Here is a 26742-nt window from a genome sequence, read left to right on the forward strand (position 1 = left end):
GTCACCGGCGGCTCGGCGGGCCCGCGGTCGGGCGCCGAGGCGGTCGCGGAGGCGGTCCGGCTGCTGGCGCGGGCGGGCGAGAGCGAGGTGCCCGTCACGATCCTGCTGAGCGATCTGCTGCACTGGCACGTCGCCCGGACCGCCTCGTCCCTGCCACCGTTCCAGCGGGTCCGCGGGACGGCCTTCGGCCCCGACCACTGGACCTGGCCGGCGGACGGGACGACGGCGGAGACACCGGGCGGGAGGCGGGTTCCGGCGCTGTGGCGGCGGGCACGCGGGTTGATGCACCGCGGCGATCACGCCTCGGCGATGGACGTCCTGGTGGACCTCCTCGCCGTCCGGCCCGGCCCGGAGCCGCTGCTCGCCCTCGGGCGGTGCCATCTGGAACTCGGCGGGCGGCGGGCGGCGCTTGAGACGTGCCGGTACCTGCTGCGGCGCTATCCGCTGACGCCGGACGCGTATCCGCTGATGGACCTCGAAGAGCAGGACGACGTGGCGAGGGGGTTTCTCACCGCCGGGCTCCGCATCGTCCGGGCGCGCCCGGCCCTGGCGGCCGAGCCGGAGCGGCTGGAGCACGACCTGCTGCTCGCGCTGGCGGCCCGCGCCTACCGGCGGGGCGAGCGCCGCGAGGGGGACCGGCTGGTGAACGAGGCGGCGCAGGCGTACCCGGCGGGCGGCGCGCCGCTGCGGGTGCTCGCCGTCGAGGCGCTGCGCCGCGGCGACCGGGAGGGGGCGCGCGGGCTGCTGGCCGCCGCGCTCGCCCGGACGCCCGGGACGTCCCGGACATGTGTCCCGTGACCCTGTTGCACGCCGCGGACGCTGCCATACTTGGTCCCCGTCCGGCGGTGTCCGGTCCCCTCGGGCCGGTGCGGCGACGCGCGCGTGTGCTGAGGAGACGTCCATGACGAGCTCCGGCTGGCATCACCTCTCCTTCCTGGGGAGGCTGTCACCATCGGCTCGCGACGCGGTGCTGCGGCTCGGGCTGCCGAAGACCGTGCAGCGCGACGAGCCGCTCATGCGGCAGGGCGAGCCGGGCACGGCGGTGTACGTGCTGGTCGACGGCAGGGTCGCCGTGACGAGGGTGGTGGAGAACGGAGCCCTGTCCCTGCTCGGCATCCGGCACCGAGGCGATCTCGTGGGCGAGATGGCGGTGATCGACGACGGTGTGCGCACCGCCACCGTGACCGCGCTCGACCGCTCGGTCGTCTCGGTGATCCCGGCGTCGTCGTTCCTGACGTGCCTCAAGGAGCACCCCGAGGCGATGCTCGCGCTCAGCGCGATGACCGGCGACCGGCTCACGCTGGCCAACATCTACCGTGCCGACGCGGCCGCGTACGCGGTCGAGGTCAGGCTGGCGCGGGCCCTGCTGTACCAGGCCCGGCGCTCGCTCGACCGGGAACACGGCCGGCTCGTCGTCAAGCTCCGGCAGAAGCAGTTGGCGATGCTCATCGGCGCCCAGGAGGGCACCGTGCAGAAGGCCCTGCGGGGGTCGGCGCTGCGCGACCTCGTCCTGTGCGGCCGCGGCCGGGTGCTCCTGCTGGACGTGCCGGGCCTGGCGCGGCTGGCCGAGATGGAACCGCCTCCCGAGCTGTGCCCCTGACCGCCGCCGCTCCCCGCGGGCCGCGGCGGAGCGCCCGCGAGCACGGCGGCTTGTGAGCCGAATTCCCGTTGTCCGTACTGATGCGGGTTGTGATGCCCCCTGTGCCGGGAGACTCCAGGCCACGACGGGAAGGGGTGGCGATGGGGTCGGCATCACGGGGGCCGGGATCACGGCGGTCGCTGTGCGCGGCACTGGACATCAAGGGGTGGAGCGGGCGTCTCGTCCCCGAGCAGATCCGCGCGCAGCAGGCCCTGGTCAGCGTGGCGATGACGGCGTGCCGGGAGGCGGGGCTGCCCGAGCGGATCGTGCAGAGCAGCGGCGACGGCGTGCTGATCCTGCCGCCGAGCGACATCGACGAGACCACGGTCATCCCGGCGCTGGTCGCGGAGCTGGAGGTCGCGCTCTGGCAGGAGAACCGGTTGCTCGCGCAGGCCGCGCGGATCCGGCTGCGGCTGGCGTTGACGAGCGGGCTCGTCATCCCCGGCCCGGCGGGCTTCAACGGGGCCGCGGTGATCGACTGCTTCCGGCTGCTGGACAGCCGGCCGGTCAAGGCCGCGCTGGAGGACTTCCCCCAGGCGCAGCTCGCGGTGATCGTGTCGGACCACCTGTTCCAGGACGTCATCCGCAACGGGTTCCGGTCGCTGCGGGCGGAGGACTTCTGGCGGGTGCGCAGCTCGCTGCCCGCCAAGGGGTTCTCCATGGACGCCTGGCTCTATGTCTCCGACCGCGCCGGCGGCCCCGCGTCCGGTCCCGCCCCCGGTGACGCGGCCGGTGCCGCGCCGGACCCCGCGCGGGAGCACGCGCCGGACCCCGAGCCGGGCACGAGGCCGCAGGGCGAGCCGTGCGGCAAGGTCGCGGAGGCGCGGGCGATGCTCCGGCAGGGGCGGCCGGAGGACGCGATGCGCCTGCTGGACGAGGTCGCGCCGGACGATCCCCAGGGCTGGACGGCGCTGCTGGACACGCGGGCCGAGGCGCTGATGCGGCTGGGCCAGTTCACGCGGGCGCGGCTGGACCTGGAGGAGCTGCTCGGCATGACGGAGGATCCGGTGTCGCCGCCCGGCCCGGCGGCGCTGCTGCGGCTCGGCCGGTGCCACGTCGCGCTTGGAGCGCTGCAGGAGGCGCGGCAGACGTGGATGTTCCTGCTGGAGCACCGGCCGTCGTCGGTGGAGGCCCACCTGGAGCTGGGCCGGCTGGAGCGGCGGGCCCAGCGGTACGGCACGGCGCAGAACTACCTGGTGGAGGGGCTGCGGCTGGTCCGGGCGGAGCCTCCCGCGGACCGGCCCGCGGCGGACCGGCTGCTGGACGAGTTCCTCCGGGAACTCGCGGCGCTCCCCGTCGCGGACGACCCGCCCGAAGGCGAGCCGTCCGAAGGCGAGCCGCCGGGGGACGGACCGCCCGGGGACGAGCTGCCCGGAGACGGTGCGGGCGGGGCCGCGGCCGAGGACGCCGGCGATGACGCCCGGCACCCGAGCAGACAAATCTAAAAGACAATTCTAAAAACCAGCTCTACTTAAAACAGGTCAATCGCCTCCCTAAGCAGGTCAATTCGGACATCCAGCAATTGCCGCTCTAAAAGCGAATGTCGATCGGCAATTGGTAACAGTCGGATAACTGACGTCGATTCCGATGCCGCACTTCGGCGATCATCGGGAAAGGTGGGGCTACGGGGTGGTCAACTCGTCATTGCACAGGGGTTCTGGAGAATGATGCAAAGAACGGGCCGCGCTTTCGCGTGCCCAGCGCGGCGGATCGCCGTGGTGATAACCATCTTGGCCGTCCAGATGTGGCCGCTCGTGACCTCCGATACGGACGCGCACGCGTCCGCCGCGACCAATGCCGCGATCACGGCCGGCAGGGCCGTTCCGGCCGCCGCAGGGCCCCGCGCCGCGGTCCCCGAGCCGACGCTGATGGACGTGTCCATCCTGGTGGACGAGTCGGGAAGCCTCAGCGAGGCCGACGTCCGCGAGGAGATCAAGGCCGCCGGCACGATCGCGCTGGGCGGCCTGAACTCCCGCAGCCGCGTGTCGATCTACGGATTCGGCAGCCAGAACAGGCCCGGGCAGAACGCGATCACCGAGGCGTGCCCGCCCGTCGTTCTGGACAGTTCTGTGAAAAAGGACGCACTGGCGTCGTGCGTCCGGAAACTGCATCGCCGCACCGAGAACGAGGGCGCCGACACCGACCACGCGGCTGCGCTGGCCAAGGCGCTCGGAGCGCTGGACAGCGGGGGACCGGAAGGCGCGCTCAAGGTCGTCTTCCTGCTCACCGACGGGCGCCTCGACGTCCACCAGAGCCCCAATTACGGGCGTGTGGAGTCCGACCGGAACCGGGAGGCGCAAAAGCAGGTGGACACGCAACTCGCGCTCGCCTCCTCCTCCCATGTCCAGGTATGGCCACTCGGTTTCGGGGACGACATCGACCAGACGGCGCTGGACGGTTTCGCGACCGGCGGCTACCAGGGCGGATGCGACGGCCGGTCCGCGTCCAAGCCGAAGGCGCGGGTCGTGCACGACTCCGGGGACGTGCTGCGCTCGCTCGCCGAGGCGTTCGCCGCGGCCGGCTGCCTCGGCGTCAGCCGCAGCGACGAGACGACCCTCGGGGCCGGCCAGACCCGCGAGCTGAAGATCGACATCCCGGTCATCGCGACCGACGGCAGCATCACCGTGGCCAAGGGCGATCCCCGGGTCCGCGTCGACTTCCGCGACCCGGACGGCAACACCGTGCCCGGCAACGGGCGCAGCGGCGACTCGGAGTTCCGGCGGGCCGGCGAGAACGGGACCGTCGAGACCCTCAACATCGTCAACCCGCGCAACGGAACCTGGAAGATCCGGCTCACCGCGCCGGACCGGCTGGAGAGGCAACTGGTCAGCGCCACGGCGATCTGGCAGGGCGCGGTGAGCTCCTCGCTGGTGGTGGAGCCGCCGAGCGCGCAGACCGGCCAGCGGCTGACCGTGCGGCTCTCGCTGGTCACCCGGCGCGGCGCGATCACCGACGCGAAGGCGCTCGCGGGCCTGAACTTCACCGTCCAGGCCGCCGGGCCGTCGCCGGCCGGGTCGCAGAACATCGTCATGCGCGACGACGGCAAGGACCCCGACGACCGGGCGGACGACGGCCGGTACGCCGGGACGTTCACCGCCCCGCCGCGCCCCGGCGACCTCACCTTCACCGGGGTCGTCAGCGGCTACGGCGTCCGCGCCGAGAAGCTCCCGGTGACCGTCGCGGTCGGCGCGGAGCCCCCCGCCCTGCGGGGCCGCGTCGAGTTCTCCTCGGGCGCGGTCGTGCATCCGGGCCAGGAGGTCCGCGGCAAGGTCACGATGGAGAACGGCGGTGCCCCGGTGCGCGGCCGGCTGGTGCTGGAGGGGTCCGGGCGCGCCCGCGCGTCCCTCGGCGGCGGCACCGAGCTGAGCATCGGGCAGGGCACCACGACGTCCCCGTTCACGGTGCGGTTCCCGGCGGACGCCGGGCTCGGCGGCACCTCGCTGACCGTCAAGGTCGCCGACACCGCCGACCTGTCGAAGACGTACGCGAACGGGCAGCTCACCGTCACGGTGAAGCCGAAGCCCGGCTGGCCCGAGCGGTACCGGTGGGAGATCCTCGGCACGGCGCTCCTGCTGCTCACCCTCGGGCTGCTGCTCTTGCAGCGCCGCCGCGCCCGCCGTGCCCGCGCGGACGTGCGGGGGCTCCGCGCGTCGCTGCGGCGGGACGGCGAGGAACTCGCCGTCCTGAAGGCCCCGGCGAAGCCGTCGAACGAGTTCCGGCTCGTCGTGCACGACTCCGCGGACGGCTACCCGGGCCTGGACTATCCGCGGACCGGTCACCGGCCGGTGCGGGTCAGGCGCGGGGCGCCCGGAAAGGTCGTCGTCCAGCCCCCGGAGGGGCCGCGCTACGAGGTCGCGATCGGCGGGGAGGGCGAGCCGTTCGGGGAGACCGGCCTGCTGCTCGCGTTCACCGACGTGCGCCCGCGCCGGTCCGCCTGGTCGCGCCGTGCCGCGCGCCCTTCCGCCGCCTCCGGCCGGAACGGGACGCGGCCCGGCGAGGAGCGGCCGGAGCCCTCCGCCACCCCCGCACCGCCGAACCACGACGACCCCTGGCTCTAGCGGCCGGTCAGAAAGAAGACCCCCATGAAGCTCTACCAGCCAGTCCTGTTCGTGGGGCTCGGCGGCACCGGCTGCCTGATCGGGGCGGAGCTGGAGCGCCGGCTCCGCGAGGAGTTCTGCGGCCCCGACGGCACCGCGATCCAGCGGGTCCGCGAGGACGCCCTGCCCTACCAGCTGCCCGACTGCGTCCAGTTCGTTTACGCCGACGTCAACCAGGCCGACCTCGACCGGCTGCAGACCAGCGTGGTGCCGGGCCCGCAGCACGTGCCCGCCGTCCAGCGCACCGCGCACTACGTCAGGGGCCTGGTGCCCCGGGTGGACACCTATCCGGAGGTGGCGCGCAACCTGCGGCTGACCGCCGAGCGGGAGGTCGCGGCCTGGCTGCCGCCCGAGCCGGGTGAGCCGCGGGTGACGCCGCTGCAGCGCGGCGCGGGCCAGCTGCCGACCATCGGCCGCGCCGCGCTGTTCGAGACGTTCCGCGGCGGCGCCGGGGCCGCCACCGCCGAGCTGAACGCCGCGATCGGCCGGCTGTCGGGCCCGCAGGCCGCCACCGACCTCTACAAGATCGGCGGCCGGTCGAGCAACAAGAACGCGGTGGACGTGTTCGTCGCGTTCTCCGTGGCGGGCGGCACCGGCGCCGGCATCTTCTACGACTACCTGCACCTGATCGGGGAGCTGTTCGAGCGGACGGACCTGCGGCCCAAGATCTATCCGCTGGTGCTGATGCCGTCGGCGTTCGTCGACGGGCTCGGCGGCGGCCGGCCAGCCCAGCTGAACGCGGGCCGGGCGCTGCTGGACCTGTTCCGGCTCGTCGACCAGCAGAACGGCGGCGGCGCGCGGCGGGAGCTGCGCGGGCACACCGCCCGCACCACCGTCGACCCCGACGAGGTGGCCGTGCACTACCCGGTGGACGGGCGGATCACGCTGCGGCCCGGCACCGCGCAGACCGGTTTCCTGTTCTGCCGGCCGGTGGGCGCCGAGCCGGGCGACCTGCGCCGCTCGGTGGTGTCGCTGATGCTGTCGCTGCTCGGCACCGAGCTGGACCAGCGGGCCGCGAAGGACGGCGAGCAGCACCAGTCGTTCGCCGACAGCTTCATCAACGCCAGCGTCGAGCGGCAGATCCCCGCCGAGAACGGCATCGGCAACCGCGGGGTGTCCACCGCGCTGGTGGCGTCGCTGACGGTGCCGGTGGACGAGCTGGCCGATCTCGTCGCCGGGCGGCTGCTGCGCGCCGGGGTGGAGGACCTGCGCGGCCCGCTGCCCGGGGTGGAGTCGAACCGGACGCTGATGCAGGAGTTCTTCGCGGTCGCGAACATCTCCGAGATCTTCACCCGGCCCGCGCAGGAGCACGCCGAGCCGGAGCCGGTCAACGGCGCGAAGGAGGTCACCGCGGCGCTCAACGACCGGGCGGAGGCGATGCGGGTGGCGCTGTCGCGGCTGCGCACCCGGCTCGATCGGGAGATCCCGGAAAAGGTCGGCGGGTTCGACCCCCGCGACGCCGTCCCCCGCATGCTCGGCAAGGTCGACCCGTTCCGGCTGGTGCGGGTCCTGTTCGGCAACCCCGACTCGGCGGACGAGGTGGAGCGGGGCGGCGCGATGGGGCTGATGCAGCGCCGCCGGGTCGAGCCGCCCGCGCCGGAGGGACTCGGCGCGAACCCGCCGCCGCTGCCGACCCTGCGGGACCGCTCCCTCGGCATGGTGAAGGTGAAGTGGACCGACCCGGATCCGGTGGAGGCGCGGGAGCGCCAGGACGGGTGGTACCGCTGGCGGACCAACGTGCAGTGGACGGAGCCGTGGTCGCAGCTCGCGCCGCGCTGGCGCAAGCCGCTCGACCAGGTGGAGGCGGCGCTGCGCGGGATGACGCGGGCGCTGGTCGAGCACGCCGCGCAGGACCGCGACCGGTTCCGGGACCGGGCCGCCGACCTGTCCAAGGCCCGGGTCGGCGTGTCGTACCTGCTGCCGCCCGGCGGAGACCTGGAGCGGTTCTACACGCGGGTGGTCCGCCGGATCACCGACGACCTGGTCGGCAAGGGCCAGCTCCAGCCGAGCGCGACCGGCGCGGACCTGCTCACCGTGCTGATCGGCGCCGACGGCTGGCGGGACGCCTACCGGACGGCGTGGGACGGCACGCCCGAGGCGGCCGTCTCGGAGCTGCGCGAACGGGTGAAGGCCGAGGTCAAGACCTACTTCCGGATGGCGGGACAGGACCGCGCGCCGCTGCTTCCGACGCTGCACGACCTGCTGGCGCAGGCCGCCGGGCAGACCTCCGCCGAACTCAGTGAGGCCGAGCTGGAGGAGTTCCGCGGCAAGCTCGCCGGGCTGGTGCCCGCGAACTTCAGCCCGCAGGGCAGCGGCCGCCTGAAGGTGCTGGTGTCGTACCCGGCCGGGGCGGACGACCCCGCCATCGAGTCCTACCTGCGCGAGGCCGTCAACCTCCCGGCCGGGCCCGACCTCGTCTACGACTTCACGCACACCACCGCCGAGTCGATCGCGGTGGTGCTGTTCCGCTCCTCGATGGGCATCACCGACGTCCGCGAGGTCCGGGACGTCCTGCGGACCTGGGCGGACGCGGTGGAGCGCCCGCAGCGGCAGGACTACCTGAAGTGGCGGCAGCGGCTCGGCTACGACTTCGGCTACCTCGCCACCCACGAGGAGCACCGCGTGCAGATCCTGCACCGGCTGCTGTGCGCGATGTGGAACGACAAGGTCACCGTGGACGGCGACCCGGCCTCGCCGATCAGCGTGTCGGTCGGGTTGTCGGGCGGCGTGTCGATGACCCTGGAGCTGACGCCGCTGGAGCACGCGTCGTCGTGGGGCAGCCTGCTCCAGGCGTACGAGCTGTGGACGTTCGCCGACAACGCGGGCATCCGCCGCGACTTCTGCGCGCAGCTCATGCAGGAGGCGCCGTACGGGGTGGGCAGCCTGCCGAAGCAGCCCGGCGACCTGTACCTGCTGCTGCGCGACATGGCCGAGGGCCAGATACGCCGGATCGACGTGATGCTGAGCGAACTGCACTCCTCCAGCCGGGCCCGCGCCATGCAGCTCCGCGACTTCTGGGCGCGCACCTACCCGGCCGCCCTGGACGCCGAGTTCACCGAGGTGTCCGCCGTCCGGGCCAACCTGCGCGCCCTGGAGAAGCCCGCCATGCAGAAGCCGGAGGAGGACCGGTGAGCCCGCGCGTCGTCCGGCTCGACCTGAGGGACTGCGACGCCGAGCAGGCCGCGGCCCGGGTGGCGGAGCTGCTGCACACGCCCCAGGACCTCGGCATGCTGCTGGTCGAGGACACCGCCGCGGCGGTCGTCCGGCACCGGGCCGCGTTCGAGGCGCTGGACGCCTCCCGGCAGGTGGCGCAGCTGCTGTGCCTGGTGGTGGGCCGGCAGGCGCGCGGCGACGGCGACGAGCCGGCCGTGCTCCGGCTGCCCGGCAACATCCAGCGGCGCACCCTGTGGGTGATCGAGGAGACCGGGGTCGACTGGCCGCTGCGGGCCGCCGCCCGCGCCCGCCGCCGCGACGGCCGGGACGGCGCCGGGCTCGGCCGGCTGTCGGAGCTGCTGCGGCTGCCCGGCGTCTTCGAACGCACCTGCCGGCTGCTCGGCGAGGTGCCGTTCGGCGTGGCCGTCCCCGGCCTGCGGCTCACCGGGACCGGCGGGTCCGGGCAGGAGGACTTCCTGCTGGCGCTGCGGTCGGCGATCCGCCGGATGCTGGACCCGGTCTCGCCCGCGCCCGTGCCGCGCGAGGAGGAACGTTCCGGAGGACGGGTGCCGCTGCGGCTCACCGGCGACGGCGTGCTGCGGCGCGCGCTCGACGCCGCCGAATACGCGGTGGAGGACGCCCAAGAGGCGGCCGTGGAGCTGCCGGGCGCGCGCGCTCTGCTCCGGGAGGTGCCGGCGGACGTGCCGGTGCGGGCCGCCGGGGACCGGCTCGCGGAGGTGCGGGCCCGGCTCACCGAGCTGTTCCAGGCGGTGCCCGGCGACGACCGGATCACCGAGCAGCGCCGGGCCGCGATCGCCGCGCACGGCGTGGAACCGCCGCCGATGGAGCCGTTCGAGGTGGGCCCGTTCCGCGAGGAACTGCACGCGTGGCTGCGCGAAAGCCTCGCCGGGGGCGCCTCGCTGATCCGCATCGATCACCACCTGCGGGACCGGGCGGAGGCGCCGGAGGGCGGCGCCGCGCACCTGCGGCACCTGCACCGGATCTGCCCCGACGGGCTGCCGGACCGGTTGCGGAACCCGGCGCCGATGCCGCCGCCGCAGCGGTGGCTGCCGGTGGCGGGCGCGGCCTGCGCCGCGCTCGCCGGGCTGACCCCGCTCGGGGTCGCGGGCGGGCTGGTGATGGCGCTGCTGTGGACGGCGCTGGTCGCGCTGACGGTGCTCCGCGGTCCCGGCGGCCGGATCGACGCCTGCTCCCGGGAGCTCGGGCTGAACGCGTTCGGCGCGCTCGCCGGCGCGATCGGCGGCGGTCTCGGCGGTGCCGCCGGGCTGCCGGCCGCGGGCTGGTCCGCCGCGCTGGCCGCCGCCGTCGTCGGCGCGCTGGCCGCCGTCGTCCAGTCCTGGCGGTCGCGCGCCATCCGGTGGGCGGACGGCATCGGCCTGGACGAGGCGGAGAAGGCACTCCAGGACATGCAGCAGCTCCTCGGCCACGCGGTGACCGGCTGGGCGCGGCTGAACCGGCGGCTCGACGTCGTGGACGAGCTGAACGTGCTGCGGCAGGGGCTGGGCGGGGTCCGGGAGAAGCTGGAGGAGCGGGCCGCCGACCTGGACAAGGAGGACCTCGGGCAGCCGTCCAGGTCGTTCGCGTCCTACGCCGAGACCGTGCGGTTCTGGCTCGGCGACCTGGTCGGGGAGGCGGTGCGGCCCGCGTCGCGCGGCACGTCCGGCGGCGCGGCCGACCGGCACGCGCGCAAGGAGGCCGGCCGGTTCCTCGACGACTGGGAGAGCGCGGTGGAGCAGGGCCTCCCGGTGGAGACGATGCCGTTCGTCACCGACCCCCGGCCGGTGGCCTCCGTCGACGGGGAGGACCTGGCCTTCCTCGTCGAGCAGCTGTCCTACGACCCGGCCGGGGAGATGTGGCAGCTGTGCGCGCCCGAGGACCTCGGGCTGCTGGACACCTCGCCGGGGCCGCGCACCGTCCGGTTCGGGCCGAGGTCGGCGGCGGGCGGCCGGGACCTGCCGCCCGGCACGGTGCTCGTGTCGTCGTCGGCGCACTGCGGGGTGCTGCGGCTCGTCCCGCTGAGCCCGCAGGTCGTGGAGTGGACCTGGATCGAGGACGGCGCCGGGGACGAGTCCGGGCACGGTGCCGGCATGGCGGGAGGTGCGGCGTGAGCATCCGGCTGAACTACCGCGACGTCCACGGGACGCTCGTCGAGACGAAGGCCGTCGAGACGGGCGAGGCCGAGCCGCCGCTGCGGCCGCCGCTGGAGGCCGTCCGGCTCCGGCTGGAGATGCCCGACCGCGTCGTCCCGGTCCGCCGCGTCCACCCGGTCGACCGCGGGCCGGGCGGGCTGGCCGCGGGGTACCGGCAGCTGGACGGCGAGATCCTCGCCGGGCTGCGGCTGGCCCGGCTCTGCGACGGCCGCCCCTACCCGCGCTGCGTGTCCCGCCTCGTCGGCTACGACGCGGACGCCGCGGAGCCGTTCGCGCTGCTGGAGCCGCTGCGCGGCGCGGAGGCCGGATCCTTCGCAGGGACGCTGCCGACCGAGCAGCGGCGGCGCTTCCAGGTGGGGCTGCTGCGTGCGGTGCGGCTGCTGAACACGGCCGGGATCGCGCACCGCGCCATCGGCCCCGGCACCGTCCGGTGGGACGGCGACGACGTGCAGATCACCGACTTCTCGCAGGCCGCGCCGATCGGGGCGCCGCGCACCGTCGCCGGGGCCCTGCCGTGGCAGGCGCCCGAGCAGCGGCCCGAGACGCCGCCCGGCTGGGACCGCGGCGTGATCGGCCCGAACGACGACATCTGGGCGGCCGGGCTGCTGATCTTCTACGTGCTCACCGGCGAGGAACTCGACGACCGGGCCAAGCTCGCCGGCCGGCCGGAGCTGGAGACGCTGCTCGCCGGGGTCATCGACCCGCCGGAGCGCCGGCCCGGTGCGCAGGCACTGCTGCGCAGGCTGGGGGAGGCGGACCCGCCGCCGCGTCCGCTCGCGCCCGACCCGGCGTTCGCCCGGGGCCGCGCCGAGTTCTTCGCGCAGCGGCACCGCAAGCACCCGCACACCGCCCGGGACTCCGCGCCCGCGGCCCGTACGCCGTCCGCCCCCGCCCCCGCCGCCGCCGTCCGCCCGGCCGAGCCCCCGGCGGACCGGCTGCCCGGCGGCCCCTGGCTGCTGTGGGCCGGGGTCGCGGCGCTGGCCGTCGTCGCCGTCTACCTGATCGTGGGGCGGTGACCCGTGGCCACGTCACTGCTGCATCAGACGCTGTACCGGTGGGGACGGACCGGCCGGTTCGGCGACGTGAACGAGGTGGGCCTCTGGCCGGTGGCGAGTTCGCTGGACCCCGCGTCCACCGACGAGCTGCGCCACTGGCACGAGCGGGTCAAGCCGTGGCTGAGCGCCGGCACGGGCGGCAGGCCGCGGTCCAGCCACTTCTACGCCGCGTTCGGCGACGACGCGGTGCTGATCAGGCGGGTCCGGCCGGGCGCGGCCCGCACCGCCGCCGCGCACCTGCTGCTGGGGCCCGCCGGGGTGCTCACCCCCCGGCTGGCACTGGAACTGCGCGAGTGGACGTGGGCGCCCGCCGACCTGCCCGCCCGCGCCCCGATGGTCAACCCCAACACGCTGCGGGCGCACCGGTCCGCCCTCGGTGAGCAGGCGCGCTCGGACGCGCTGCAGGAGCCGCTCGCCGCCCTGCTGTCCCACGTGCTCACCGGGCCGGGGCCGATCGAGGCCCCCGCCACCGGCGACGCCTTCGCGCTGCTGTGGGCGATCGACGACATCTGCACCGTGCTCGGCTCGGGGCTGCGGGACTGGCCCGAATGGTCGGCAGGGTTCGAGACGTTCGCGGAGCGGCGCGAGGTGCCCGGCCCGCCGGGCATGTTCCTGCGGTTCCTGCCGGACGCGCCGGCACCGGCGCCCGAGCCCCGCACCCACGCGGCGGCGCTGTTCCTCGCCCGCATGTACGGGCGGGGCGGCACCGACGCGCTGCGGAGGCTCCGCTCCACCGAGGGCCTGAACGGGCTGGACACCATGGCCGCGCGTGTCGCCCGGCTGCTCAGCACGGTCGCCGGGCCGGTCGCCCCCCCTTCCGCGCCGGGAAGGCCCCGCCCGTCCGCGCGAGCCGGAGAGTCCATGCCACCCGTACCGCCCTCGTCCTCCTCACCGGGCACCGGGCGTCCCGGCTCCGGCTCCGGCACCGGCGAGCGGGTCTCCTGCCCGATCTGCCTGGGAAGGCTCGACTGGGGCGGCCTTCCCCTCTACACCTTCGACCAGAGCCTCGCCCAGTACGTCAGGCTGAACCTCCCGAAGGACGCCAACGCCGAGCAGCGGGCGCGCCTGATGCGGACGGCCGCGGTCCGCTGCCCCAATCCGGGCGACATGACGGGCACCCACTACCTGCCCGCCGGCTACGGGCGGTACGGGTCCCCGGCGGTCTTCGGGTTCATCGGCGGCACCACGTCGGGGAAGACGCACCTGGCCGCCGCGATGGTCGCGGCGATCGAGCGCGGCGCGCTCGGCGCCTACGGGATCACCGCGCAGCCCGTCGACCTGGACCGGCACCAGGCGTTCCTGCGCGACATGGTCCACCCGCTGTTCAGCGAGTCGACCCGGCTCGCGCCGACCCGTGAGGGCGAGGTCGCCTTCGCGGACGCCTTCGTGATGTCCTGCGGCGACCGGCCCCGCGCGGTGGCGCTGTTCGACGTGGCGGGCGGCGAGCTGAGCAACGTGGGCGACGCCAAGCGCTTCCTCGACATCGCGGACGGGCTGATCTTCGTGGCGGACCCGAAGCGGTTCACGCCGGGCAGCCTCGGCGACCCGGCGTTCAACACGGTGCTCAGCCTGCTGCGGGCGTCGGGCCGGCTGCCGAAGGTGAGCGCCGCGATCGCGCTGAACAAGGCCGACCTGTTCCGGTTCGACGACCCGATCGCGCACTGGCTGAGCCGCGACTCGGCCGTCCTCGACTCCGCCGAGGTGCTGGAGGAGAGCGCCGACGTGTTCGCCTACCTGCACCAGCGGGACGCGGAGGCGTGGACGCGCCCCTACCAGGAATGCGAGCGGGCCACCCTGCACGTCGTGTCGGCGACCGGGACCGACGCGATCGAACGCGGCGTCCGGCCGCTGCGCGTGCTGCGTCCGCTCGTCGCGCTGATGGCGATGACCGGCCTGCTGACCACCGCCGAAGCCCAGAACATAGGAATCTGAGATGACCGAGGAATTCATCGACCAGATCGAGTTCCGCTGGGACCGCGACTACGACCTCACCGGGATCGCCACCTCGTTCCGCTCCGACGTGGACTTCCGGCGGTGGAACGGCCTGCTGACGCCGTACGCGGGGATCTCGGGGCGGGGCGGGGCCGCCGCCGCGGAGGCGCCGTCCAGCGCCGTGTACCTCACGTTCGGGGACCGGGCGGCGCTCATCCTGCGCTGCGTCGATCCGCACGCGCTGCGCATCGACTCCGACCGCGGCCCGGCGCGCGGCGCCGGCGCCGCCCGGCTGGATCTGGTGGCGCGCGCACTGGTCGGACCGAGCAGCCTGCTGACCGCCGAGGTCGCGATGGGGATCGCGGCGACCGACCCCCGCCAGGTGTTCCCCGAACCCCTCGGGCAGGTCGGGCGCGGCGCGCCGATGGATCCGCTGAGCTTTTCGTTCCTGCGGGACCGGTCGGTGTCCGGGGAGGAGGAGATGCGCGGGCGGGCGCACACCGTGCGCGGTCTCGCGCCGCTGGTCGCGGCGGTGCTCGCCGACCCGGCCCGGCCCGTGACACTGGTGCTGCCCGAGGACGAGATCCGCAGTCCCCTCCGGGAGAGCCGGGCGCTCGCGCTGCTGTGGGCGGCGCGCCGCGTCCTGAAGGTGATGCTCACCGACGCGTCCGGCTCCACCACCGACGGGTGGCGGGCCACGTTCTCCACCTGTGAGGCGCCGATGAGCGGCGGGGACGGGCGGCAGGAACTCGCGATCGCGTTCCGCGAACGGGGCCTGGACCGGCCGCCGCTCAACGACGCGCCCCGCGAGGTCCGTCCCGACGATCCCATCGCCGGGCGGGGAGACCACCTGGCCACCGCCGCGGGCCTGCTCGCGGACGCCTACCGGACGTACGGCGACAGCTGCCAGAAGCTCATCTGGCAGGTGGTCGGCGGCTGCCGGACCCTCCAGGAGAAGATCGAGGCCGTCGCGTGCAGCAGCGAGATCACCACGGCCATCGACTCCGAGCCGGCCCCGGCGCACCGGACACCCCCGCAGCGGCCCCTGACCCAGCAGCCCCCGGCACGGCCGGCGTGGCCGCGGCAGGACCCGGTGCGGCAGACGGCCGCGGCCCCGGTCTCCTCCGTCCAGGAGCCGCCCGCGCCGCCTCGCCGTGACCCGTACCTCGCGCGCCTCTACCAGATGCTGAAGGAGACCCAGGACGGTCCCGGCGCGCTGCGGATCATGGACTGGATCGCCGCGCGCACCGAGCGGGGCGGGGTGCTCGACGCCAAGGGCTTCTCCTCCGTCCTGCGGACCATGGGCGAGGCCGGCTGGTTCGCCGACCGGCTGGACGGCATGGCCGACGGGCCGCACCGGATGGCCGACCTGATGCGCCCGCTGTTCGCCGCGGGCATCGGCGACCAGGAGCTTGAGGACCAGTTGAGGCGGCGGCACCTGAACGGGGGGCTGCCGCCGGTGATCGCGGACGCGCTGGGCCTGCTCGCGGCGCGGCTGGAGCCGGACCGCGCCGACTGGCTGGCGGAGCGCTGCATGGAGTACGCCGTGGGGCAGAGCCCACCCGACTCTTTCAGCAGTGACGCGCCCGAGCCACTCCGGCGCGAGTCGCCCGTGCAGGCCGTGCTGCGGCTGCCCGGCCGGATGCTGCCCGCCGACGTGGCCGGCGTGCTGACCTGGCTGTCGCCGGTGCTGCTCGTGGTCCTGCTGCTGTTCATGGTCTGACGCCGATGCCCGAAAGGTTCCAGAAACTCCGCGGCCTTCGCGCCCCGCTCGCGGTGGTCGGCCTGGCCGGCCTGCTCGGGTCCGCCGTCGTGCTCGGGGAGACCGGCGACGGCGGCGACCCGGCCGACGCGGTCCGCGCGGACGCGCGCCTCGTCCACTGCCTGTCCGACAAGCAGCGCCCGGCGCTGGTGAAGGCGGCGATCCGGCTCGGCGAGGCGGCGCCCGGCAGCACCGACACGGCGTTCCGCCCGGTGCGCGGCGGCCGGGCGGGGACGGTGACCACGCTCGACAGGTGGAGTGAGCAATCCCCCGCGGCGTTCACCCGTGCGTGCAAGCCGCTGGCCGCGCTGACCGCCGGCAAGACGCTCCAGGAACCGGCGCCGAAGCCGCCGCTGTGGCGCCGGATCCTGGCCAACCCGGTGGTCGCCCTCCTCCTCGGCTCCGCCCTCACCTTCGCCACCACCTGGTCGGCCGCCCGGACCGCGCGCCGCCAGACCCTCACCGACCAGCTCGTCACGGCCGCCGCCGAATACCTCAAGGCGGCGCAGGCGGTCCGGCTGGCCCGCGCGCGTGAGAAGCCGTCGGACGAGGCGGGACTGGAGGGCCGCCGGGTCGACCTCGGCACGGCGATCCTGCGGGCCGGGCTGCCGGGCGCCGAACGGCACCGCCTCGGCGTGCTGCTCGGCCAGGCGCACGGGACGCTGATCCGGGACGAGTTCCGGCGGGAGGCGGCCGAGGAGCGGCTCCGCCTGCTGGAGACCGCGCTGGGCAGGGCGGTCCGCGGCGAACCCGTCCCCGGCGACGCGCGGGCCGGAGCCGGCACCGAACCGGCGGAGCAGACCGCGGGGGGCCGGCCATGAACCCGTTCGCCGGCGGCTTCGACGGGATGGAGCCCTGCTGGAACAGCAGCACCTGCCCCTACTCGGCGCACGACTTCCTCCTGTTCGACAACGCGCCGGAACCGCCCCCGCTGGAGCAGGTCCGGGGAAGCGTCCTGCTCCTCGCGGGCTCGTCCGGCCACGGAAAGTCCGTCTACGGCCATCGGCTGCTCCACGAATACGGCGCCCAGGGAATGAAACCGTTCGACCTGCTGGGCGAGGGGCCCTTCCAGCAGTGCCTGGCGCGGCGGCGGCAGGTACTGCTCAAGCTGCGCAGCAAGAACGGCCCCCTGGACGAGGAGGACATGGCCAACGCGCAGGTCGACGACGCCGGCTGGGCGGCCAAGCTGCGCAGTGTCATGTGCGGTGCGGGCGGGGAACTGATCGTGCGGCTGCCCTGCATCATGCAGGACACCTCCGACGCCGAGGCCCGGATCAGCTGGGAGATCCTCCAGTACGCAATGGCCGCGCAGCGGAGCAGGAGCGTCTTCATCTACGAGTACAACGCGAGGGCCTGGCCCGGCGACTGGGAGAAGCTGCGCAAGGAGATCGAGCTGAGCCGTGACGTCAAGGTGCGCATCTGCGTCGTGGCTCCGGTCACGCCGAACGAATTGTGGACGTATGTGAAGGGCGTCATGGACAGCTCCCCGCACAAGCAGATCACGTTGGACACCGATGTCACCGAATGGCTGAAGTACATTTTCGGCCAATGCTCGCTGCACCCGCAGAGCGTGCACGGGCTCATGTGCCGGATCTTCGACAACGCCATAGCCGAGCAGAGCCCGAAGGTCACCCTGAACCATCTGATGCCGGAGGTCATCCGGATCGGGGGTGAGGCGGCATGAGCGCCGGCGCCGCCCCCCTGGCCGACAACCCGTTCCCGGTGCGGCCGCCCGACCTCGGCACGCACGACCCGGCCTGCCCGGGACCCGAACGGCAGGACGGGTACATCCGGTTCACGGGCCGTCCGAACCCGCCGGACGTCGCGGGCGGCGGCGTCGTGCTCATCGGGGGCCGCCCGCATCTCGGCAAGTCCGTCCTGGCCCACCGCTGCCTGCACCACTACGCGGCGGCGGGGCACGTGCTGGTCGATCTTTCCGGCCGGGCCGCCGGCGACATCGGCGGCCCGGTGGAATGCCTCGCCCGGATGCGCGACATCTGTGCGCTGCCGGACGAGGTGCGGGCGGCGCTGCGGGAGGTGCGGGCGGCCGAGCCGGTCGAGGGCCACCACGAGTTCGGCCGCGCGCTCGGCGGGCGGCGCCTCGTCGTCCGGCTGCCCCGCCCGGACCCGAGCCTGCGTCCGCCCACGATCGCCGCCCGGGTCCTGGAGTACGCGCGGGCCGCGGCCACCGCGAACGCCGGCGTGTACCTGTTCGAGTTCCCCTTCTGGCTGGAGCGGGACTGGGGGCAGGTGCGGGAGGGCATCGCGCGCAGCGCGGACGAGGGGCTCGTCACGTGCATCACCCTGGAACCGTTCAGCGACCGGGAGCTGATGGAGTTCCTGTGGGCGCGCGTCGGCGGGACGGACGCGCTCGACGAACTGTTCGACCTGGACCCGGCGGTGCTGCTCCGGTCGCTGGCACGGCACCGCGCCAGCCTCAGTCCGAACAACCTGACCTGGTTCCACGTCCTCTGCCGGCAGGCGTTCGAGGCCGCGATCGAGTCGGATGCGACCAAGGTCGCGATCCACCACTACCTCGCCGCGGCGGTCAGGATCGGTGCACCATGAACGAGACGCGCGCCACGGCCCGACCCGTGGCAGGCACCCGGCCGCGCAACCCGTTCCCGAAGGTGCCGGAGGTCAGGCTCGGCGGCACCGGCGTCACCGTGCAGGTGGAGACCGGCGCCGTCCGCGCCGTCCGGCGGCTCGCCCTGGATTTCCTCACCTCCCGGGCCGACGACGGCGGGGACCCGGGCAATTCCGGGCGGGTGGCCGCGATCCTCGGTGAGTACGGCACCGGCAAGAGCCATCTGGCGTGGACGCTGATGGACGAGCTGGTCCGCATCGCCGGCACCCGGCCCGTCGTGCTCGTGGCGTCCGGGCAGCCGAGGGACACCGTCCTGTCGATCCACCGGCGGCTCCTCGCCCCGCCGGGGTCGGGCGCCGACGGCCGGATCCGGCCGCTCGACACCGCGGCCGGGGTGCTGCTGTTCGGCACTGTCGAGCGGATGGTCGAGGACGTGTACGCGGGGCTGCGGCACGCCGCCGGGGCGGAGCCGGACGTGCCGCCGCCCGCCGCGTCCGACGAACTGCCGGTCGATGAGATGTGGCGGCTGCACGAGCGGCTGACGGAGATCGCCGAGGGCGACGAGGAACTGGCCACCGTCGTCAGCCTGGTCTGGCACCGGACGGCCGGGACGGCGGCCTGGCAGTGGCTCCGCGGCGCCGCGTCGCGCTCGGCGGAGGACGCGCGGCTGCTCGCCGACCGCGGCGTCCACTCCCCGCCCGTCGACAGCGACGGGCGGGCGCTGCGGGTGCTGCGGGCGCTGGCCCGGCTGTGCGGCTGGAACGGGGGCCGGATGGTCCTCGTCCTGGACGAGCTGCACCAGATCGGCTCGCGCGGCGGCGACGGGCCCGCGGAGGTCGCGGCGACGCTGATGGAGCTGGTCGGCTGGGCGGGCGAGACGGGGGCGCTGCTCGCGGTGTGCGGGCTGCTCGACTTCTGGGAGGCGCTGCCGCAGAGCGTCCACGAGCGGGTGAAGACCAGGATCGTCCCGTCCGGGCTCACCGATCCGCAGATCAAGGAGTACATCCGCGCCGCGCTGCACCCGGACGGCGCCGGGGGCGCCGACCTGTACCCCTTCGGCCCCGAAGCCGTGGAGGAGCTGTGGCGGATCACCGAGGGGCATCCGCGCCGGACCCTCACCCTGTGCCACCACGCCTACGAGCTGACCTCCGGGACGCGGCTCATCGGCCCCCGCCAGGTCCGGGAGGCGAGCCGTTCCCTCTGCGCGCCCGACAACCCCGACCACGTCCGCGGCAAGTTGGCCGGGCTGTGCGTCGAACTCGGCTACCACGTGCGGCGTTTCCCCCAGTCCAGCCGGTCCCGGTGGGAGCCGGACCTGCGGGTGGGGTCCCGGCGGGGCGACGGCGAGTGCGCCGTCGTGGTGAGCGGGCCGGTGCTGGAGGACGAGGAGCTGACCGAGCTGCGCACCCGCGCGTCCGCGCTGATGGGGAACAGCCGGGCGCACCCGCGCAATGTCGTCCTGGTGATGGCGGGGCCACTGGCCGCCACGTTCACCGGGGACGCCGAGGAGTCGTTCACCCGCGTCCTGCACTGGGACGGCGACACCTTCCGCGACGACCTCGCCGCCACGCTGCGCTCCTGCATCGCGGCCGGTGAGGAGGAGGCGCTGTACGAGCTGGTCGCCGAGATGCGCCGGGAACTGCGGGAACTCCGCGAGCTGGGGACGTTGCCGAGCGCGGCCGCCGCCGCGCCGGAGCCGGCGGTGTGGACGGACCCGGACCGGCGGCGGCGCTTCCAGCGGGCGGACCTGCTCTGCCGGCGGGCGCTGGAGGGCATCGCGGCCGCCGACGCCACCACCCGGCGGTTCTGGCGCGACCGTTTCCAGGTCGAGGGCAAGGGCGTCGCGCTGCCGCGGGCGGCCGCGTCGGGCGAGCGGTACGTGGCGCTGGGCGACATCGGCTCCCTCTCGGTCCTCAAGGCCCTCGGCGCCCTGGCGCTCCTTGAGGGCGCGGTGGGGGAGTTCGCCGCCCGGGTCCGCGACCTGCTCGCCGACGAGGGCAGGACGATGCGCGACCTGCGCGGTGAGCTGAAGGTTCTGCACCGGGGCTTCGACCACACCCTCCGCGACGTGATCAACATGTTCCCCGACGAGTACCAGGACGAGCGGGACCTCGTCATGCGGGTGCTGGGCGTCAACCGCTCCCTGCTCAACCAGTATCTCGGCGGCCTCGGCGCGACCGTCTACAGCGCCGTCGTCGCCCCCGACCCCGAGGACGGCACATGAGCTACCGGACGGTCATGGCCGTGGACCTGCAGGGATACGGGTCCAGGCCGCAGAACGTGCAGGCGGTGCTGCAGGCGAACCTGGTCGAGTGCCTGCGGGACGCGGCCGGGAACGCCGGGCTGGACGCCGCGGGATGGGAGGACCGGGGCGGGGGCGGCGGGAGGCTCATGGTGCTTCCGCACGACGTCCGGGCCGAGGTCCTCGTGGGCCGGTTCGTCCGCGAGCTGAACGCCGAGCTGCGCGGCCGGAACCGGGTGGCGAGCGCGGAGGCCCGGACCCGGATGCGGCTCGCGATCCATCACGGGCCCGCCGCCCCGGCCGCGGGCGGGTACAGCGGGTCCGCGCCGGTCGTCGTGCGGGGGCTGTGCGGCGCCGATCCGCTGCGGGCGGCGCTGGACGCGGCGGGCACCGATCTCGGCGTGATCGTGTCCGCGTTCGTCTTCCGCGGGTCGGTCGAGGCGGGCATGACGTCGCTGGACCCGGCGGACCTGCGCCGGGTGCGGGTGCCCGGCCTGGCCGAGGAGGGGGACGGCTGGGTCTGGTTCCCCGGCGGCCCCGACCCGCACGCCCTCGACTTCCCCGACGGCCTGGCCGGGCGGCCACCGGCCGGCCCGCCCACCGCCCCGCCGTCCGAGACCCCGCCGTCCGAGACCCCGCCGTCCGAGGGCGCGCCGTCCGAGGGCGCGCCGTCCGGCTCGGTCCACGCGACGACGATCAACGCCCGCACCTTCGTCGTCCGCGACCAGGTCAACTACAACTTCGGAGGCCGGTCGTGAGCGAGCCGGACGGAGCCGACGAGAAGGCGCCCGCCAGGGACCGCGACGGCGGCGCGGACGACGCCCCCGAGCGTCCGGAGGCTCGCGGTGACCGGGAGGAGAAGGCCGGGGAGGACAGGCCGCCGTCCCGCACCGACGTCCTCACCGAGCAGGGCCGGCGCGGCACGATCCAGGACCGGATCGGCACCGAGCGGGACGCGCTGTCGGGATACGTGCGGGCCGAGCGCTTCGTCGGCCGCGACCAGCACATCTACAACTTCGCCCCGGCGGGCGGGCGGCGCAGCCGGGTCGTCCGGCTCCGGCCGCACGACATCGCGGAGGCCGAGCGGGCCTTCGTCGAGCCCGCGGACTTCGCCGACCTGTGCCGCCGCGCCCGGGACCGCCGGGTCGTGATCCTCCAGGCCGACCGGCACTCCGGCCGGTTCGCGGCGGCGCGGCGCCTGCTGTGGCTCCTCACCGGGGACGCGCCCGAGCGGGCGCTGTTCGGCGTGGACCCCGAGATCGGGCTGGACGAGCTGACGGGCGATGACCTCACCGAGGGCGCGGGATACGTGTACCGGGACCCGGCGCGGCCCGACGCGATCACCGAGTTCGGCCTCGACAAGGTCAGCGGGCTGCTGGAGGAGGCCGGCGCCCGGCTGGTGATCACGGTGGACACGGCGCGGGCGCTCACCGGCCCCCGGACGGCGGAGTGCGTGCTGCGGCTCGGCCGGGTCCGCGACCGCAGGGAGATCGCGCGGAGGCTGCTGGCACTGGAGCTCGGCGAGGAGCGGGCCGGCGTGCTCCTCGCCGAGCCCGGCGTGCCGGAGCTCATCGACGCGCAGCTCGCCCAGGACGGCCCGCCCCGCCACGCGCGGACGGTGGTACGGGAACTGCTCGGCGCGCACCGGCAGTCGCTTCCGCTCGCCCGCACCGCCGAGCAGGCGCTGCGGCTGCGCGACGACGAGCAGCGCACCGAGTGGTTCGAAAGCCTGGACAGCCTCTCCCTGCAGTGCATGGCGGTGTCCACCGCGGTGCTGAACGGGGAGCCGTACGAGACGGTGGCGCTCGCCGCCATGAAGCTGAAGAACGACCTGGAGACCGACAACCCGCGCGCCGACTCGCTGCGCGGGCTCGACGAGCCGCTGAAGCCGACCAAGCGCGCCTGGCTGAGCAGGCTGGGCGCGCACACCGTCCCCTCCACGGTCCGGCTCAGGTACGGGGCGACCGCGCCCACGGAGGTGATCCGCTACCTGGACCCCTACGCGCAGGGCAAGGTGCTCGGGTACTTCTGGGCCGAGTTCGACGAGCAGCGTCCCCACCTGCTGGACTGGCTGCGCTGGTGCGCCGAGCATCCGCTGGAGAGCGTCCGGACCCGGACCGCCGTCGCCACCGGGTTCCTCGCCGCCCGCGGCTTCGACCTGGTCCGCGCCCTCGTGATCGAGCCGATGGCGCGGTCCCGGGACCCCCGGTACCGGACGGTCGCCGCCGCCGCCCTGCACGCCACCGTGACGCAGCGGCCGGCCCTGCGGGAACCCATCGAGGACCTGCTGCGCGGCTGGAGCGGGCCGGCCGAACCGGTCCAGTTGCGCGCCACCGCGGCCCGCGCCTGGCGGGTGGCCCACGAGGCCGGTGGGGCGTCCGCCGCGCTGGACCGGCTGGAGGAGCACGCCTCCGACGACGCCATCGGCGTCACCGCCGCCGTCTGCGAGTCCGTCACCGAGCTGTGGGAGACCGAGTGGGACGGCGCGCGGATCCCGGAGCGGCTGCTGGCCTGGGCCGCCGGGAGAGAGGAGGTCCGCGCGACCACCGCGCGGCTCGCGTTCCTGCTGGCCGCCGCGCAGCTCGTCCGGCGGCTGCCGGGCGACGGCTTCGACTGGCCGGGCCTGCTGCACATCGCCGCGATGGACACCGCCCGGATGCGGGACATCGCCGCGCTCTGGCGGGACGTGCTCCAGGACACGGTCGTCCAGGACCCCGCCTGGGACGTGCTGGCCGAGTGGGCCCGCACCGCCGACGAGACACCGCTCGTGCGGCGTTCGCTGGCGCGCCTCGCCGGGACCGTCGCGACCGACTCCCTGATCGCCGGACGCCTGCGCTACGCGGCCCGCGGCTGGGCCGAGGACGAGCACACCCGGAGAAGCTCCGCCGACGTACTGACCGCCCTCAACGGAAGGTGACCTCCGTGGCCGAGAACGCCGAAGACGCCGAGAACGGCGAAGACGCACAGCATGACGCCCCGTCCCCCCGGGGCAGGCGTCCCGAGCGCGTGCCCGTGCAGGCGGCCCCGCCCGCCGGCGGGCCGGATCCGTCGCTGCCCGAGTCCTTCCCGGCACGTTTCGCCTCGGCGGAGTCCGGGTCGTCCGAGCCGGTCATCATCACCGTGCTGCCCGCCGGGGAGGTGCCGCGGCAGGCGGCGAAACCCGGGCGGGCCTTCGTCTTCTCCGACCGGGAGGGCGGGCTGGTGCGGCTGTCCGCGCCGCCGCAGCGCGGGATGCTCGGCTTCGGCGGCCCCCGCTACGAGTGGTGCTTCGAGGTGGACACGACCCTGCGCCGCAACACCTTCGTGGACTCGGTCCCGAGCCGGACGGAGCTGTCCCGGTTCGAGCTGACGGTGCAGGCGGAGTGGTCGGTGACCGACCCGGCCGCGGTCGTCAGGCGGGGCCTCGGCGACGCCGCCGAGATCGTCCGGGCCCGGCTGCTGGACATCGCCCGGACCGTCGGCCACCGGTTCCAGATCGAGCAGGTCGCCGAGATGGAGACCGCGCTCGCCGAGCGGTTCCGCGCCGAGCCCCGCACCTACGACGAGGGCATCACCGTCCACCGCTGCTACGTCAAGGCCATCCCCGACGAGCGGACCCGGCACTTCCAGGAGCGGTTCCAGATCGCCAGGGTCAACCGCCAGCTCACCGACGAGGAGGTCGGCGCGCTGCGGGTCTCCATCCGGACCAGCTCCGACCTGTTCCTGCGCTACCTGGCGCAGGATCCGAGCCGGGTCGGCACCCTGATCCTCGACATGCGCCGGCACGAGGAGATCAAAGAGGAACGGATCATCGAGCTCTACCGGCAGGCCATCGAGCAGCGGATCATCCAGCCGGCCGAGGTCAACGAGATGCTCCAGCAGCTGCGCGGGTCCATGACGGACCTGCTCCAACCGGAGAGCAGGTCGGGCATCCTCGACCAGCCGGCGATCCCGCCGGCCGCGTACGCCACCCCGGCACTGCCCGGCGAGCCGGTCCGCGACGTGGACGACGGCGACGACGGCGACGACGAGGACGTCATGCCGGAGGACCTGCGCGGGCGCGCCGACACCCCCAAGGTCGACTGGAGGCCGATGCCGTGGGATTCCTGAACCGCCTGCGGCCGGCGCCGCCCGGCCCCGCGCAGATCGACTTCCCGCGTCCGCTCGGCACGGGCGCGCGGCAGTCCCGGATGCCGTGGCGGCTGCCGGACGAGCCCGCCATCTCCGGGATCGCCGCCGACGCGGTCAGCGTCGGGCCGCTGACCGTCCGGGCCGCCTCGCTCGTCGGGCCGGGGCATCGCTGCGCCGAGCCCGCCCAGCACCGGCAGGACGCCTACCGGCTCGGCCGCGACCCCCACCGGCGGTACCTGCTGGTCGCCGTCGCCGACGGGATGTCCGACAGCAGCCGCTCCCACCTCGGCGCGAACGTCGCGGTCACCGCGCTGATCGGCCGGCTCCGCGCCGACCTCGGGCGCGGCGCGGAACCGGACGCGCCCGCCCTCTTCCTGGACGCGGCGCGGCAGATGTCGGGCATGGCGGTCCAGCAGAAGGTGACCGAGGACGACGTGCGGGCGGCGGCGCTCGCGGTGGCGGTCCCCGTGGAGCCCGCCCCCGACGGCAGCCGGGAGGTGTGGCTGGCGTGGATCGCCGACGTGGGCGCGTGGCTCCGCGTGGACGCGGGCTGGACCCGGCTGGCCGGCGCGGACAAGACGGGGCTCGACCGCGACGTCCTGACCGAGTTCCTGCCGTTCCACCCGGACCGGGCGCGGACGGCGCGGGTCACCGTGCAGCGGGGCGCGGTGCTGGCGTTCGCCACCGACGGGATCGGCGACATGCTCGCCGACGGGGCCGCGCCGTGGTTCGCCGAACGCTGGGCCGGGCCGCCGCACATCGCCTCGTTCGTCACCGACGTCGGCTACGACGCCCGCGGCCGGCTCGACGACCGCACCGCCGTCGTGATCTGGTGCGACCGGTGAGGGCCTGGTCGGACCGGCCGTTCGGGCCGGTCACCGAGCTGGCGGAGGTCGCCGCGGCCGGGGCGCGGATCGCCGGGGAGAACGGCCAGTCCACGGCGGTGTACGAGAGCGCGGCCCACCCGGGCTGGCTCGTCAAGCGCTACAAGCCCGGTTCCCCGGAGGAACCGCCCGAGGTGCTGGACCGGCTGATCGGGCTGCCCGCCGCGATGACCCCGCACGACCGCGCCCTGGTGGACGAGGCGACCTGCTGGCCGGTCAGCCGCGTCGTGTCGGACGGGACGACGGCAGGGGTCGTGCTGGCGAAGGCGCCCGCCGAGTTCTCCGTGCGGGTGCACACGCCGTTCGGGCCGCCCGAATCGGTTCCGCTCAGCCTGGACCAGCTCGTCCAGACCGGCCGGGAGTTCTACGAGGCCCGCGACATGGCCGTCCCGGACTCGCGGGAGCGGCTGCGCGTGGCGCGGAACGTCCTGCGCGTCGCGGCGCTCCTGGAGCGCCATGGCGTCGTCTATGGGGACTGGTCGTACGCGAACCTGTTCTGGGCGCGCGGCACGGGCCGGATCTTCCTCATCGACATGGACAGCTGCGGCCTGTCGTCCCGTCCGTGGGTCGAGTGCAACTCGTGGGACGACCCGGCGGTGCGTCCGGGCGAGCGCCTCACCGTCCACACCGACCGCTACAAGGTCGCGGTGACGGTGCTGCGCGCCCTCACCGGCGTCCGGGGCCGCGATCCGCATCCGGCCCTGGACGCGCTGGACGCCCGGCTGCGCGCCGGCGCGTTCGGGGAAGCCCTGCAATGCTCGCTCGACGACCCGCCGGAGCTGCGGCCGAGCTGCGGGGAGCTCTTGGAACTGCTGGAGAGCGACCTGGACGCCCGCCCGGCGGGGACCGAGAGGCCGCCCCCGGCCGCCCCACCCTCCGTGCCGGCCTCGCCTTCCGTGCCGGCTCCGCCCTCCACGGCCGCCCCGTCGTCCCCGGCCGCCGCGCCGCACATCGAGGACGACCCGTTCGAGCGGGACCCCGGCGCACCGGGCCGGGCCGGCCTCGAACGGTACGTCATCCCGCTGATCATCGCGTGCCTGGGCGCGCTGGCCCTGCTGCTGGTGAGCGGCATCGTCTCAGCGTTGCTCTGACGCGCTCCCGCCCCGACGA

The 26742-nt window shown here is 74.9% G+C and carries 18 protein-coding genes; all 18 read left to right on the plus strand.

Features of this window, described 5'->3' with window-relative positions; genetic code table 11:
* Positions 1-798 (plus strand): tetratricopeptide repeat protein (locus tag AF1_RS35030; protein WP_169804025.1); only part of this gene is annotated, 798 nt, incomplete at its 5' end.
* A 103-nt stretch (positions 799-901) separates the two neighbouring features.
* Positions 902-1600: a Crp/Fnr family transcriptional regulator gene (locus AF1_RS00615; RefSeq protein WP_084262293.1), complete on the plus strand. Its 699-nt coding sequence runs from the start codon at positions 902-904 to the stop codon at positions 1598-1600.
* Between the two features lie 140 nt (positions 1601-1740).
* Entirely contained in the window at positions 1741-3084 is a 1344-nt protein-coding gene (locus AF1_RS36775) for a tetratricopeptide repeat protein (protein ID WP_067792199.1), read from the plus strand.
* A gap of 309 nt (positions 3085-3393) precedes the next feature.
* On the plus strand, positions 3394-5697 hold the full coding sequence (locus AF1_RS00625) for a vWA domain-containing protein (protein WP_165488467.1): 2304 nt from the start codon (positions 3394-3396) through the stop codon (positions 5695-5697).
* Between the two features lie 24 nt (positions 5698-5721).
* Positions 5722-8868, plus strand: a complete 3147-nt coding sequence (locus AF1_RS00630) for a tubulin-like doman-containing protein (RefSeq protein WP_067792205.1) — start codon at positions 5722-5724, stop codon at positions 8866-8868.
* Positions 8865-11018 (plus strand): hypothetical protein, encoded by a 2154-nt coding sequence (locus AF1_RS00635; protein WP_067792207.1) that lies wholly within the window; start codon positions 8865-8867, stop codon positions 11016-11018. The genes AF1_RS00630 and AF1_RS00635 overlap by 4 nt, the downstream gene beginning before the upstream one ends.
* Entirely contained in the window at positions 11015-12076 is a 1062-nt protein-coding gene (locus AF1_RS00640) for a protein kinase family protein (RefSeq protein WP_067792211.1), read from the plus strand. The genes AF1_RS00635 and AF1_RS00640 overlap by 4 nt, the downstream gene beginning before the upstream one ends.
* Before the next feature lie 3 nt (positions 12077-12079).
* Complete coding sequence (locus AF1_RS00645; protein WP_067792214.1) at positions 12080-14047, plus strand: hypothetical protein; 1968 nt, start codon at positions 12080-12082, stop codon at positions 14045-14047.
* A 1-nt stretch (position 14048) separates the two neighbouring features.
* Positions 14049-15770, plus strand: a complete 1722-nt coding sequence (locus AF1_RS00650; RefSeq protein WP_067792217.1) for a hypothetical protein — start codon at positions 14049-14051, stop codon at positions 15768-15770.
* A 5-nt stretch (positions 15771-15775) separates the two neighbouring features.
* Complete coding sequence (locus AF1_RS00655) at positions 15776-16630, plus strand: hypothetical protein (RefSeq protein WP_067792220.1); 855 nt, start codon at positions 15776-15778, stop codon at positions 16628-16630.
* On the plus strand, positions 16627-17493 hold the full coding sequence (locus tag AF1_RS00660; RefSeq protein ID WP_067792223.1) for a hypothetical protein: 867 nt from the start codon (positions 16627-16629) through the stop codon (positions 17491-17493). The genes AF1_RS00655 and AF1_RS00660 overlap by 4 nt, the downstream gene beginning before the upstream one ends.
* Positions 17490-18377, plus strand: a complete 888-nt coding sequence (locus AF1_RS00665) for a hypothetical protein (RefSeq protein WP_067792226.1) — start codon at positions 17490-17492, stop codon at positions 18375-18377. The genes AF1_RS00660 and AF1_RS00665 overlap by 4 nt, the downstream gene beginning before the upstream one ends.
* Positions 18374-20620 carry a hypothetical protein gene (locus tag AF1_RS00670; RefSeq protein WP_067792229.1) on the plus strand — a complete coding sequence of 749 codons (2247 nt, stop codon included), beginning with the start codon at positions 18374-18376 and terminating at the stop codon, positions 20618-20620. The genes AF1_RS00665 and AF1_RS00670 overlap by 4 nt, the downstream gene beginning before the upstream one ends.
* Positions 20617-21396: a hypothetical protein gene (locus AF1_RS00675; protein ID WP_067792233.1), complete on the plus strand. Its 780-nt coding sequence runs from the start codon at positions 20617-20619 to the stop codon at positions 21394-21396. The genes AF1_RS00670 and AF1_RS00675 overlap by 4 nt, the downstream gene beginning before the upstream one ends.
* Positions 21393-23555 carry a hypothetical protein gene (locus tag AF1_RS00680; RefSeq protein WP_067792236.1) on the plus strand — a complete coding sequence of 721 codons (2163 nt, stop codon included), beginning with the start codon at positions 21393-21395 and terminating at the stop codon, positions 23553-23555. Before AF1_RS00675 ends, AF1_RS00680 begins: the two co-directional genes overlap by 4 nt.
* A 5-nt stretch (positions 23556-23560) precedes the next feature.
* On the plus strand, positions 23561-24727 hold the full coding sequence (locus AF1_RS00685) for a hypothetical protein (RefSeq protein WP_131732582.1): 1167 nt from the start codon (positions 23561-23563) through the stop codon (positions 24725-24727).
* Positions 24715-25593 carry a protein phosphatase 2C domain-containing protein gene (locus tag AF1_RS00690; RefSeq protein ID WP_067792241.1) on the plus strand — a complete coding sequence of 293 codons (879 nt, stop codon included), beginning with the start codon at positions 24715-24717 and terminating at the stop codon, positions 25591-25593. The genes AF1_RS00685 and AF1_RS00690 overlap by 13 nt, the downstream gene beginning before the upstream one ends.
* Complete coding sequence (locus AF1_RS00695) at positions 25590-26723, plus strand: hypothetical protein (protein ID WP_067792244.1); 1134 nt, start codon at positions 25590-25592, stop codon at positions 26721-26723. The genes AF1_RS00690 and AF1_RS00695 overlap by 4 nt, the downstream gene beginning before the upstream one ends.
* Positions 26724-26742: the final 19 nt, after the last annotated feature.

Source organism: Actinomadura formosensis NBRC 14204 (assembly GCF_001552155.1).
GTDB classification, from domain to species: domain Bacteria; phylum Actinomycetota; class Actinomycetes; order Streptosporangiales; family Streptosporangiaceae; genus Spirillospora; species Spirillospora formosensis.